The 12,303-nt window shown below is 62.7% G+C and carries 9 protein-coding genes; 4 read left to right on the forward strand and 5 right to left on the reverse strand.

From position 1 onward, the window contains the following. Positions 1 to 23: 23 nt before the first annotated feature. From KIT02_RS06445 to KIT02_RS06455, 3 genes are all read right to left on the reverse strand, one after another. Complete coding sequence (locus KIT02_RS06445; RefSeq protein ID WP_297583786.1) at positions 24 to 2,495, reverse strand: glycogen/starch/alpha-glucan phosphorylase; 2,472 nt, start codon at positions 2,493 to 2,495, stop codon at positions 24 to 26. A gap of 94 nt (positions 2,496 to 2,589) precedes the next feature. Further along, complete coding sequence (locus KIT02_RS06450) at positions 2,590 to 4,446, reverse strand: monovalent cation:proton antiporter-2 (CPA2) family protein (RefSeq protein WP_297583789.1); 1,857 nt, start codon at positions 4,444 to 4,446, stop codon at positions 2,590 to 2,592. An 81-nt stretch (positions 4,447 to 4,527) separates the two neighbouring features. Next, complete coding sequence (locus tag KIT02_RS06455; RefSeq protein ID WP_297583792.1) at positions 4,528 to 5,781, reverse strand: AI-2E family transporter; 1,254 nt, start codon at positions 5,779 to 5,781, stop codon at positions 4,528 to 4,530. Between the two features lie 133 nt (positions 5,782 to 5,914). Here KIT02_RS06455 and KIT02_RS06460 point away from each other — a divergent pair, with 133 nt between their 5' ends. Next, positions 5,915 to 6,856, forward strand: coding sequence for a nucleoside hydrolase (locus KIT02_RS06460; RefSeq protein ID WP_297583795.1), 942 nt, complete (start codon positions 5,915 to 5,917; stop codon positions 6,854 to 6,856). A 670-nt stretch (positions 6,857 to 7,526) separates the two neighbouring features. On the opposite strand, the gene KIT02_RS06465 is transcribed toward KIT02_RS06460, so the two are convergent. After that, positions 7,527 to 9,131 carry an ABC-F family ATP-binding cassette domain-containing protein gene (locus tag KIT02_RS06465; RefSeq protein WP_297583797.1) on the reverse strand — a complete coding sequence of 535 codons (1,605 nt, stop codon included), beginning with the start codon at positions 9,129 to 9,131 and terminating at the stop codon, positions 7,527 to 7,529. 175 nt (positions 9,132 to 9,306) lie between these two features. Between KIT02_RS06465 and KIT02_RS06470 the strand changes: the two genes are divergently transcribed. Together KIT02_RS06470 and KIT02_RS06475 are read left to right on the forward strand one after the other, a co-directional pair. Continuing rightward, on the forward strand, positions 9,307 to 9,918 hold the full coding sequence (locus KIT02_RS06470) for a LysE family translocator (RefSeq protein WP_297583799.1): 612 nt from the start codon (positions 9,307 to 9,309) through the stop codon (positions 9,916 to 9,918). Positions 9,919 to 10,117: 199 nt separating this feature from the next. Then, a complete protein-coding gene (locus KIT02_RS06475) occupies positions 10,118 to 10,303 on the forward strand; it encodes a hypothetical protein (protein WP_297583801.1) in 186 nt (61 codons plus the stop codon). Between the two features lie 2 nt (positions 10,304 to 10,305). On the opposite strand, the gene KIT02_RS06480 is transcribed toward KIT02_RS06475, so the two are convergent. Further along, on the reverse strand, positions 10,306 to 10,827 hold the full coding sequence (locus KIT02_RS06480) for a DUF2087 domain-containing protein (protein WP_297583804.1): 522 nt from the start codon (positions 10,825 to 10,827) through the stop codon (positions 10,306 to 10,308). A gap of 430 nt (positions 10,828 to 11,257) precedes the next feature. Here KIT02_RS06480 and ytfQ point away from each other — a divergent pair, with 430 nt between their 5' ends. Further along, the gene (gene ytfQ / locus KIT02_RS06485; protein WP_366520593.1) at positions 11,258 to 12,229 is read left to right on the forward strand and encodes a galactofuranose ABC transporter, galactofuranose-binding protein YtfQ; all 972 of its coding nucleotides are present in this window, start codon (positions 11,258 to 11,260) and stop codon (positions 12,227 to 12,229) included. The last annotated feature ends 74 nt before the right edge of the window (positions 12,230 to 12,303 follow it).

The following is a 12,303-nucleotide window of genomic DNA, read 5'->3' on the forward strand; positions in this document are numbered from 1 at the left end:
CACCCGGCAATACACCCATTCCGTCAGCTGGTTGGCACCCCCCAGATGTCGGCCGCGTATTGGCGGATGGTTCTGTCCGACGAGAAGAACCCGACGCTGGCCGTGTTGCGAATGGCCATGGCGCCCCAGCGCGCCTTGTCCTTCCACAACGCGTCGACCCGCGTTTGGGCTGCGGCATAGGCATCAAAATCGCGCGCCACCATGAACCAGTCATGGTCATAGAGCCCGCCGATCAGGTCCCGATACCGGTTCGGGTCGTCCGGCGAGAACACGCCCGAAGCGATGGAGTCGAGCGCCTCGCGCAGGCGTGGCGAGGAGTCGATGGCCCCGCGCGGCACTTCTCCGCGAGCGCGCTTGTCCTCCACTTCCTCTGTGGTAAGACCGAAGATGACGATGTTGTCGTCACCCACTTCATTGTGCATCTCGACATTGGCGCCATCCATGGTGCCGATTGTCAGCGCCCCATTGGCCATGAACTTCATGTTGCCGGTGCCCGAGGCTTCCATGCCGGCCGTCGAAATCTGCTCCGACAGGTCCGCGCCGGGCACGATCACTTCCGCTAGGCTGACATTGTAGTTGGGCAGGAAAACCACCTTGAGCAGGCCGCGCACCGCCGGGTCATTGTTGATGACCCGGGCCACGTCGTTGATCAGCTTGATGATCAGCTTGGCGTTCCAGTAGCTCGGCGCCGCCTTGCCGGCGAAAATCTTCACGCGCGGCACCCAGTCCCTTTCGGGATGAGCACGGATATCGTCATACAGCGCCACGGCATGAATGATGTTCAGCAATTGCCGCTTGTATTCGTGAATGCGCTTGATCTGCACATCGAACAGCGCATTGGGGTCGACCTTGATATTGACGCGGTCCTTGATGAGTTTTGCCAGCCGCTCCTTGTTGGCGTGCTTGACCGCCGCGAACTGCTTCTGGAAGTTCGGATCGTCGGCATGGGCCAGAAGCCCCTTGAGCTTGTCGATATCGTCGAGGAATTCCGGTCCGATCCGTTCGCTGACCAGCTTGGTGAGGGCCGGATTGCACTGCATCAGCCAGCGGCGCGGGGTGATGCCATTGGTCTTGTTGTTGATGCGCTCCGGATAAAGCTTGTGCAGGTCGGCAAACACCGTCTGCTTCATCAGTTCCGTATGCAGCGCGGAAACGCCGTTGATCGAATGCGAACCCACAAAGGCCAGTTGCCCCATGCGCACCCGCCGTCCACCGTGCTCGTCGATCAGCGACACCGCAGCGACCTGCTGGTCGGAGAATTTCGCCTTGTTGCGGGCCTCGGCCAGGATGTCGGCATTGATCTGGTAGATGATCTGCATGTGGCGCGGCAGCAGCCGCTCGAGCAGGGCCACAGGCCAGCTTTCGAGCGCCTCTGGCAGCAGCGTATGGTTGGTATAGCCAAACGTGCCCTTGGTGATCCTCCAGGCGTCGGCCCACTTCATCCCGTTATTGTCGATCAGCACGCGCATCAATTCGGCTACGGAAATGGCCGGGTGCGTATCGTTGAGCTGGATTGCGACCTTGTCGGGCAGCGAACCGAGATCGCCATATTGCTGCAGGTGCCGCCGGACGATGTCCTGCAGCGAGGCCGAGGAGAAGAAGAACTCCTGCCGCAGCCGCAATTCCTGCCCGGCAGCGGTAGAATCGGCCGGGTAGAGCACGCGGGTAATCGCTTCAGCCTTGGCGCTCTCTTCCAGGGCGCCGATATGGTCGCCGGAATTGAACTTGTCGAGCAGGATCGGGTCGATCGGCTGCGCGCTCCACAGGCGCAGGGTATTCACGCGCTTGCCGCGCCAGCCGACGATCGGGGTATCGTAGGCCACGGCCAGCAGATGCTCGTTCGGCCGCCACTCCTGACGCACCTCGCCATCCGGGTCCGTCATCGGCTCGACATGGCCGCCGAAACCGACCTCATAGGCGCTTTCGCGGCGCTCGAACTCCCACGGATTGCCATGGGCAAGCCAGTCTTCCGGCAGCTCGACCTGCCAGCCTTCGCTCATTTCCTGGCGGAAAAGTCCGTGCACATAGCGGATGCCATAGCCATAGGCCGGGATATTCACCGACGACATGGATTCAAGGAAACACGCCGCCAGCCGGCCAAGGCCGCCATTGCCGAGCGCGGCATCGGGCTCGAGATTGATCAGGTCGCCCAGATCGACCTTGAGGTTCTTGAGCGCTTCGGCAACCGGCTCCATCAGCCCGACATTGCTCATGGCATCGCGCATCAGCCGGCCGATGAGGAATTCGAGGCTTAGGTAATAGACTCGCTTGTTCGACGTCCGCCAGGTTTCGCGCGAGCTCTCCATCCAGCGATCCATGATCCGATCGCGAACGGCCAATATTGTTGCCCGCAACCAATCATGCGGCCGGGCGACGATAGGATCCTTGCCAACCGAGTAAATCAGGTTCTCAAGGATCTCTGCCTGTAGCGCCTCAACAGTTGTGGCGCGGGGCTCCGGCGTAGGAGCATCGTAAACGATCGGTTTTTGCGGCATCTCGCAATCCAGTATTCATGACGATGTTCCCCTCTAGATGCGCCACTCTTGCACTTAATTTGTGCAGGGAAAAGCCCCCTCCCGAAAGCGGGGCTCAACCACCCTGCGTTTCGCGTTCGCTGCGCTGGGCCACCGCCTCGGCATCGGCGTCCGAAACCGTGACACCGCCCTCGCGCGCCTGCTCGCGGGCATTGTTCAAAAGCAGCTGTCCGCCGGTGCGCCAATCGTCTCCGTTCAGCTGCAACTCGAAGCGCTGCCGGTCGCGCTCGCGCAGGCCCTCGATGATATCGGCGATCTGTTGCTCGTCGGCGCCCAGCTGGCGGATCGCTTCCCCGCCAAAGGTTGCGGCGCTGTCGAACACCTCGCGCCGCTGGTAATCGACCCCGGCTCTCATCAGCTCGATGGCGTGGACGCGGTCGAAGGCGCGAGCCATGACCTTGGCCAGTGGAAATTCGTGCCGCACCAGTTCGACGATGCGGTTGGTCCGCTCCCGCCCATCGGTACACACCAGAATCAGGTCAGCCGTGCCGGCCCCCGCCGCCCGCAAGATATCGAGCCTGGTGCCGTCTCCGTAGTAAACCTTGAACCCGATCTGCGCGGCGGCCCGGATCATGTCGGTGTCGTTGTCGATGATCGAGACGCTGTAGCGCAGGGCCAGCAGCGGCTGGCTGACGATCTGCCCGAACCGGCCGAAGCCGATGATCAGCACCTTGGCGCTCAATCCGTCCGCCGTCTCCACCCCGTCCATCGATTGCACCTTCTTGGGCATCAGGTAGCGCATGCCGATGATCCCGAAGGGCGTCAGCACCATGGAAATGATCACCGTTGCCGTGAAGATCGCATTGGTCGGCGCATCGATCAGCCCGGTCGATGCGGCGGTGGTATAGAGCACGAAGGCGAATTCACCGCCCTGCCCCATGAGCACCGCGCGCTCCAGCGCCTCGGCGTGATCAGAGCGCAGCAGCCGGGCAATGACATAGATCGCCACCGCCTTGACCAGCATGTAGGCGACGACGCTGATGGCGATGAGCTGCCAGTTCTCGGCCACGACGCCAAGGTCGAGCGACATGCCGACAGCGAGGAAGAACAGGCCCAATAGCAATCCGCGGAACGGTTCGACATCGGCCTCCAGCTGGTGCTTGAAGGTCGAGGTCGACAGCAGCACCCCGGCCAGGAACGCCCCCATGGCCATGGACAGCCCGCTGACCTGGAACAGCAGCGCCGCACCCAGAACCACCAGCAGGGCTGCCGCAGTCATCACCTCGCGCACCCGCGCCTGCGCCAGAAAGGCGAAGAACGGATTCATGATCCGCCGCCCGAGGAAAATCAGCAGCAGGATGGCGCCGACCGCCAGCCCGAATGCAGCCAGCCGTGTCCAGGCATCGGCATCATCCGTTGTCGGCGACAGGAAGGCCACCACCGCCAGGAGCGGCACAATGGCGAGGTCTTCGAGCAGCAGGATCGACACCATTTTCTGCCCGCCATCGGTCGCCAGTTCGCCGCGCTCGCCAAGGATTTGCATGACGATGGCCGTCGAGGTCAGCACGAACCCCATGCCGAAAACAAAGGCTACCACCGGCGCAAAGCCGATCAGCACGCCGACGCCCGTCAGCAGAGCCCCGCAGGTGCCGACCTGGATCACGCCCAGGCCGAATATCTGCTTGCGCAGGGCCCAGAGGCGCATGGGCTCCATTTCGAGCCCGATGATGAACAGAAAAAGCACCACGCCCAGTTCGGCCGCAGCCAGCACCGAAGCCGGATCGGCAATCAGCCCGATGCCGGACGGGCCGAGCACCAGCCCTGCCGCGAGGTACCCGAGCACCGAGCCGAGGCCCAGCCGCTTGAACAGCGGCACGGCGATGACGCCTGCAGCCAGCAGGGCAACGACCGGCACCAGGTCCACCCCATGGTGCGCCGCCTCCGCCGCATGAGAAACCACCTCGCCTGCCATGTCTATTCCCCGAAACTATTGGGGATCGACACTGATGCGGCATGGCTCCGGCGTCAAGCGCCGGCTCCGCATGTCCCATCTTCAGTTTGCGGCAGGCTCGACCCCGGTCGGTCCGGTGCCCGGTGGTGGCTCATCCCTGGATTGGCTGCGCTTTTCCGCCGCCCGATCCTGTCGTTGTTCGCGGATCGCCTGGGCCGCATTGGCCAGCAGTTCCTCGCGATCGCTCATGCTTCTGGTTCGGCGGACCGGGCGGCGCGGCCGCACCGGCCTGCTCGGCAAGGCATGGGCAATCACCGATTGGGCGATCAGCAGCGCCGGCACGGCCACCAGTCCGCCCACCGGTCCCCATGCCCAGATCCAGAAAGTGATCGAGAGGAAGATGATGAACGGATTGAGCGTCAGGCTGCGCCCGATGAAATGTGGGGTGAAAATCTGCCCCTCGACGAAATTGATGCCGGCATAGCACGCCACCGGCAAAAGGATTTCCGGCAGTGTCGTCTGCGTCCCCAGCCCGACGGCCAACAGCACCGTGATCATGATCGCCTGCCCCACATAGGGAATGTAGTTGAGCACCGCGGCCATGGCGCCCCACAGCAGCGGCGAGGGCATGCCGATGATCCACATCGCCGTGGCCACGGCCGTGCCGACGCACAGGTTGATCATGGTCACCGACAGCAGGAACCGGCTGACTTTGGCCTCGACATCCCGAAACACATGCGCCGTGCGCCAGCGCATCCGGCGGGTGACGCACATCGACAGGACCGACATGCGGATATGATCGCGCGTGGCGACGAAGAAATAGAGGCTGGCAAGGAATATGGCGATTTGCGCCAGTGCAGCGGGCGCCATCAGCGCCACCCCCGTCACCGTGCTGCCGTCTTCCACCGTCACCGCCATGGCATCGTCGGTGCCGAGGATGGCAGAGAGCTGTTGCTGGAATTCGCCAAGCGACTCGAGCGGTCCCTTGAGCGATGCCAGTTGCGATTGCAGCTTCTCCCAGATCAGCGGCGCCCGCGCCACCCACTCACTGAGCGGCACGGCAAAGAGCACGCTGAAGGACGAGATCACCGTCAGCAGCAGCAGCACGACGACGCCCGCCGACAGCGCCGAAGGCACGCCCCAGCTCTCGACCTTGTCGGCAACCGGCCCGAACATCAGCCCGACCACCACCGCAAGTGTCACGGGCGCCAGAAACACCTTTCCGGCCTGCAGCACCATGAGCAGCACCGCCAAGCCGATGCCGACAATGGCCAGGCGAGCCGCATTGGTCAGAACCCGCTCGAACTGGCTTTCATTCATGTCTGGCGATGGCGCCTTTGAAACGGGGCGGAGCATTCGGATCCTGACCTTGGTGTGTGATGCGAAAAACGCCAGGCCACAGCATTCGTTCCGGTTCACGCCAATATCGACCCGCCCGCCCGGCTTGGATAAGCTCGCCGCGAATCTGTTCCAACATCCGAAGGCCGCCATGTCCCGCAAGATCATCATCGACACAGACCCAGGCCAGGACGATGCCGTTGCCATTCTTCTGGCCCTCGCCTCGCCGGAGGAGCTGGATGTCCTGGGGATCGTGGCCGTGGCCGGCAATGTCGGTCTTCACCACAATGCCAACAATGCGCTCAAGATCGTCGAATTGTCCGGTCGCACCGATGTGCCGGTCTATGCGGGTTATTCGCGGCCCATGCGCCGCCACCTCGTTACGGCCGAGCACGTCCATGGCGATACCGGCCTCAATGGCCCCGATCTTCCCGAGCCAACGATCAAGCTCCAGAGCCAGCATGGCGTCGACTACATCATCGACACCATCATGCAGGCGGAGCCCGGGACCATTACCCTCTGTACCCTCGGCCCGCTCACCAACATCGCAATGGCCCTCGTCAAGGAACCGGCCATCGCCGAGCGCATCGAAGAAATTGTCATGATGGGCGGGGCCTGTTTCGAAGGCGGCAACATTACGCCCTGCGCCGAGTTCAACATCTATGTCGACCCCGAAGCCGCCGATGTCGTCATGCGGTGCGGCGCCCCCATCACCATCCTGCCGCTGGATGTGACGCACATGATCCAGTCGACACCGCCGCGCCTGGATGCCATCAAGGCCCTGGCCAGCAAGACCGGCGATGCCGTCCATGCCATGCTGACCTTCTCCGAAACCTTCGATCTCAACAAATATGGCTGGGACGGTGCGCCGCTCCATGACCCCACTGTCATCGCCTATCTGCTGAAGCCCGATTTGTTCGAATGGCGCCACTGCAATGTCACCGTCGAAACCGCCAGCGAGCTGACCGTCGGCATGACCGTGGTCGATTACTGGCACGTCACCGGCCGGGCCTACAATGCCAACTACGTCCGCTCCGGCGACGCCGACGGCTTCTACACCCTCCTCACCGAACGCCTGGCACGCCTGCCCTGATCCCCACCGCGCCATTCCTGCGAAATCAGGCTCCACCCACAAAGTCATTCCTGCCCCACCACAATGTCATCCCCGCGAAAGCGGGGACCTCCGTTTCAAACCCATCCCCCTCTGCGGGAAATGAGTAGACCTCATCCCCCGCCTTCGCGGGGGCATGCTCTGACCACCCGCCGAGCCAGAGCAGACCTCATCCTGAGCCAGTCGAAGGACGAGGTCGTGGCACCAAAGCCTCCGCGCAATCGACCTCGCGGTTCGACAAGCTCACCATGAGGTCTCCCGGGGTTCGCCCGCTTCCTCGCACAACGTCGATCTCGCCCACCTCCACCGCATCATTGCCGCGAAATCAGGCATCCACCCACAAAGTCATTCCCGCCCTACCCCCACAATGTCATTCCCGCGAAAGCAGGAACCTCCGTTTCAAAACCACACCCCACCGAGCCAAGAGTAGACCTCATCCCCCGCCTTCGCGGGGGCAGGCTCTGAGCCCGTCGAAGGACGAGGTCGTGGCACCAAAGCCTCCGCGAGCTCGACCTCGTGGTTCGACAAGCTCACCATGAGGTCTCCCGGGGTTCGCCCGCCTACCTCCACAGCGTCATTCCCGCGAAATCGGCATCCACCCCCAAAATCATTCCCGCCTACCCACAATGTCATTCCCGCGAAAGTGGGGACCTCAAGTCACAATTGCAGGCCCATCCGCCCGTAGCACCACCTCCCGCTCAACCCCCACATTCTCGAGAAACGCCCGGTCGTGGCTGACGATCAGCAGCGCGCCGTCATAGGCCCGCAGGCCCGCCTCGACCACTTCGATCGCCTCGATGTCGAGGTGGTTTGTAGGTTCGTCGAGAACGATCAAAATCGGTGGCGCTGCGCCGCCGAGCACGCAGGCCAGCCCGGCTCGCAGCATTTCCCCGCCGCTCAGGGTTCCCACTACCTGCAAGGCCGCCTCGTTGCGAAACTTGAAGGCCGCCAGCATGGCGCGGCAATCGTTGATGCTACCCTGCGGATTGAGCCGGCGGAAATTCTCGACAATGGTCTGCTCCCGATCGAGCAGGGCCACCTGTTGGTCCAGAAATGCGATGGGCCCGCCCAATTGAACATGACCGGCGCCTGGTTTCAGGACGCCGGTGAGCAAATTGAGCAGCGTCGTCTTGCCGACCCCATTTGGGCCGGTGATCGCCACCCGTTCGGGCCCCACGATATCGAGCGAAAAATTGCGTATGACCGGGCGTTCCGCATCGTGGCCGCCGGTCAGTCCCTGCGCCCGCAGTACGAGCTTGCCCGCGTGCAGGCCACTTGGGGGCAGTGTAATCGAAAACGGGGTCAGCACCTCGACACGCGCCCGCGCCTCAATGGCCTGGCCCTCTGCCGCCGCCGCCTGTTTCTGGGACAATCGGTTTAGCCCGCCTGTCGTGGCTTCGGCCCGCCGCTTCATCCCGCCCAGCAATATCTTGGGCGCCCCGCCCTTGGCCCCTTTCCTTGCCCCGGCCGCATTGCGCTTGTCCTGACGCTCGCGGGCATCCTGCGCGGCCCGTGCCGCGTCGCGAACCTGCCGCTCCGCCACATCCAGGTCATGCTGGACCGCTGCGAGTTCCTGGGCCTTGCGCTCCCGGTAAAAGCTCCAGTTGCCGCCATAGCTCGTGGCACCGAGACCGGTCAGCTCACAGATGGCGTCCATGTTTTCGAGAAGCACCCTGTCATGGCTGATGACCACGGCCGCGCCCTTCCATTGCGCAAGCAGTTCCGCCACGGCAGCCCGGCCGTCGCCATCCAGATTATTCGTGGGTTCATCGAGAAGGATCAGGTCCGGCGCATCGAAAATCAGCGCCGCCAGTGCCGCCCGCGTCCGCTGCCCACCGGACAGCGTCGCCAACTCTGTATCGGGGCCGACCTCGAGGGCCAAAGCTGCAAGGGCCGTTTCGAGCCTGGCCTCGAGCGTCCAGTCGGCCTCCGCGATTTCATCGGCACCGGCATCTCCCCGCATGCACTTGGCCAGGAGGTCAAGGCCTGGCCGCGCCCCGAAGAGATCGGCTATGGTCTCCCCATCCTGCGGCCGAACCTGCTGGCGCAGGATGCCGAGCCGACCGGCGATACTGATCGTACCGGCGGCGGGTGCCAGTTCCCCGGCAACGAGGCGCAGCAACGTGGTCTTGCCGACGCCGTTGCGGCCGACAAGTCCTGTCCGGCCGGTGCCGAAACTGAGGTCGAGATTAGAAAAAAGCGGGCGGCCGTCAGGGCCGGAATAGCTTAGGCGCGAAATCGTCACGGAGGCAGGCATGGATATCCCCATTGGCAAGGCAGTTCGGCTTTGCGTTTGGGATCGTGTCCATGTGGCACCGTCCGGTCGTGTTGCGATGCCCTGAAAATAGGAAATCAGGCGCGCGCGTCAACCGCCCTCTGGCGGAAATCATGGCGCGGGCATAATGTCCGCCCGTTATTTTCGGATGGCCATCATGGACCTGTTCACCCTCCTTGCCTTCACCATCGCCTATGCCATCGCCGTCCTGGTCCCCGGTCCAGGCGTCGCGGCCGTCGTGGCCCGCGCCCTTGGTGGCGGCTTCAAGGGGGCTTTTCCCATGGTGCTCGGCATCCTTCTGGGTGACCTCGTCTATTTCGTATTTGCCGTGTTTGGGCTTGCCGCCATCGCCACCTGGTTCGGTCCGGTCTTTACCGTGGTCCGCTGGGCCGGCGCCGCTTACCTCCTCTATATCGCCTGGAAATTCTGGACGGCCCGCCCCGGCTCCGAGCAGATGAAGCCGCGCAATGAAGATGCGCTGAAGACCTTCCTCGCCGGCTTTTCCCTCACCATGGGCAATCCCAAGACCATCGTCTTCTATCTGGCCATCCTGCCCACCGTCGTCCCCCTCGGCCAGATGACCCCGCTGGCCTTTGTGGAACTCACAGCCATCGTGATCGTCGTGCTCCTGCTGATCGGGTGCGGCTATGCCTGGCTCGCATCGGCCGCCCGCGAAATGTTCCGTAGCGAAAAAGCACTTGGTCGTCTCAACAAGACGGCCGGCGCCATGATGGCCGGTGCCGCCGGTCTCGTCCTGACCCAGCATTAAGGGCGGGTATTAGGAGCGGCATAACTTTTTTGGCTTGCACAGCAAATGCTAGCAGTGTGCTAACCAAATCACGCATGGCGTATAGACCAGCGCTGAGCGGCATGACCGGCTTCAACTGCGCGTGATATTCAGGTTTCGTTAATACCTGTGACCGCCAACTAAACCCATGGTATACACGGGAAAAATCACGCGCTTCAACATGCACCAGCTGCCGCCATACGAGCGGATGCAGCACCTGCGCGCCCGTCGATTGGCTGCCGCCGAGGTCGCCCAGAAAAGCGCGATCCTCGCCGGCAATTTCGCCTCGATTCAGACCAGCAAAACCGTGTCCTATGGCGATCTGGTTTCCAAGGTGGCCATGCAGCGGCTGCTCAAGAAGGTCTGACCCTAAGCCCTTGCTGGCACTATCCTTTTCAGAAGCGCGCTCAGCTCTGCCGGTGGCTTCTGCTCGATGCGGCGATAGGTTCGTCCATCCGGCGTCCGGGTGACATAACCCATATCCACCATGGCCCGGCGCAGCAGCGCATGATCCCCGAATCCGGCCCAGGCATTGAGCAATTCCGTATTCTCACGATCGGAATAGTCACGCCCCGGCTCCATCCGGCTCCACAGGGCCCAGAGGCATAGTGGCTGCTGGATGTTCCGCGCCGGCCAGCGCAACAGCACGCCATCGGCATCGAAATGCCTGCTGACCTTTTCCACCAGTTGCAGGTCCACGGGCTCGGCGGCAGGCCGGTCATCGTGTACGGCCTTGAAATGTTGGTAGTTTCGAAACCCGGCGGCGCGGGTCAGCATGTTGAGCATTTCAACATGACCGGGCGCACCATCGCGCGCGGCGATCTGCTCACGCAACTGCTTGGCGAAGGCGGAAAGGTCAGCGATGACCAGGGATTGAACACGTTTCGACATGGCTCTTCCTTGAGCGCTCGCCCGCCGGAGAAGGCGGTGTCACGGTCGCCGGCTTGCGACTGAGCACAAGGGATTGGTGCGTGTCGAAGGTCTTTCTGAGCAGGTTTAGCTTCCCTGTCGGGACGGCGACGCCTCGGTGAACTGCAGACCGTTGTGCTGGAATACGCCTTTGCGGTCCTGCCGACAAGGGCAACGATTCCGCCGCCTCATCACAGAATGAACACTCCGAAACGGCCCCGTCCCCTCGGCTTTTTCATGCATGGGCTCGCGCGATCGGCCGACTAACGTCTTCTGAAACCTCAATTTCGCAGGCAGGCTGCTTCGGGGCGACCACGCTGCGCACAAGCACACTTTACATATAATAGTACTTTATATAGCGTGTGCTCACCGTCGAGGCGCAAAGCCCGACTGGCATTTGGGAGGATCCATCGTGAGCATCATTACCAAGCTTGCCCTCGCGGCAGGCCTCGCTACCGCCTTGTCTTCTGGCGCCCTGGCCCAGGACATTTCCGGCAAGGTTATCGGCTTCAGCCAGATCGGCTCGGAGTCCGGCTGGCGCGCTGCGGAAACGTCCGTCACCCGGCAGCAGGCCGAGGAACGTGGCGTCGACCTCAAGTTCGCAGACGCCCAGCAAAAGCAGGAAAATCAGATCAAGGCCATCCGTGGCTTTATCGCCCAGGGCGTTGACGCGATCCTGGTCGCCCCGGTGGTTGCCACTGGCTGGGAAGACGTTCTCAACGAAGCCAAGGAAGCCGAAATTCCGGTTATCCTGCTGGACCGCGGCATCGACGCGCCGGAAGACCTGTACCTGACTTCGGTCGCGTCCGATCAGGTTCTGGAAGGCCGTGTGGCCGGTGAGTGGCTGGTGAACGAAGTCGGCGGCGAAGACTGCAATGTCGTCGAATTGCAGGGCACCGTTGGTTCAAGCCCCGCCATCAACCGCAAGCAGGGCTTCGAGGAAGGCATTGCCTCGGCGGCCAATATCACCATTTCCCAGAGCCAGACCGGTGACTTCACCCGCTCCAAGGGCAAGGAAGTGATGGAAGCCTTCCTCAAGTCGTCCAATGGCGGTGCCGATATCTGCGCCGTCTATGCCCACAATGACGACATGGCCGTTGGCGCCATCCAGGCGATCAAGGATGCCGGCCTCAAGCCCGGCGAAGATATCCTGGTTGTCTCCATCGACGCTGTGCCCGACATCTTCACCGCCATTGCCGCAGGCGAAGCCAATGCCACTGTCGAGTTGACCCCGAACATGGCCGGTCCGGCCTTCGATGCTCTCGCTGCCTACTGGGCCGACGGCACCGAGCCGGAAAAGTTCATCATCACCGAGTCCAAGCTCTACACGGCAGCCGACGATCCGCAGGGCGAATATGATCGCCGCAAGGACCTCGGCTACTAAGCATGCAATGAACCTCGCGGGTGAGTGTCCAACACTCACCCGCGGTGTCATTCCCGCCCATGCGGGAACCCCTG

Origin of the sequence: Devosia sp., assembly GCF_025809055.1 — a bacterium.
Lineage (GTDB): Bacteria > Pseudomonadota > Alphaproteobacteria > Rhizobiales > Devosiaceae > Devosia.

Bases quoted from the DNA above. Each gene is read 5' to 3' on its own strand.
- KIT02_RS06465 (WP_297583797.1), bottom strand. From the start codon at position 9,131: ATGCCTGCCTCCGTGACGATTTCGCGCCTAAGCTATTCCGGCCCTGAC.
- KIT02_RS06445 (WP_297583786.1), bottom strand. From the start codon at position 2,495: ATGCCGCAAAAACCGATCGTTTACGATGCTCCTACGCCGGAGCCCCGC.
- KIT02_RS06450 (WP_297583789.1), bottom strand. From the start codon at position 4,446: ATGGCAGGCGAGGTGGTTTCTCATGCGGCGGAGGCGGCGCACCATGGG.
- KIT02_RS06480 (WP_297583804.1), bottom strand. From the start codon at position 10,827: ATGTCGAAACGTGTTCAATCCCTGGTCATCGCTGACCTTTCCGCCTTC.
- KIT02_RS06475 (WP_297583801.1), top strand. From the start codon at position 10,118: ATGCACCAGCTGCCGCCATACGAGCGGATGCAGCACCTGCGCGCCCGT.
- KIT02_RS06470 (WP_297583799.1), top strand. From the start codon at position 9,307: ATGGACCTGTTCACCCTCCTTGCCTTCACCATCGCCTATGCCATCGCC.
- KIT02_RS06460 (WP_297583795.1), top strand. From the start codon at position 5,915: ATGTCCCGCAAGATCATCATCGACACAGACCCAGGCCAGGACGATGCC.
- KIT02_RS06455 (WP_297583792.1), bottom strand. From the start codon at position 5,781: ATGCTCCGCCCCGTTTCAAAGGCGCCATCGCCAGACATGAATGAAAGC.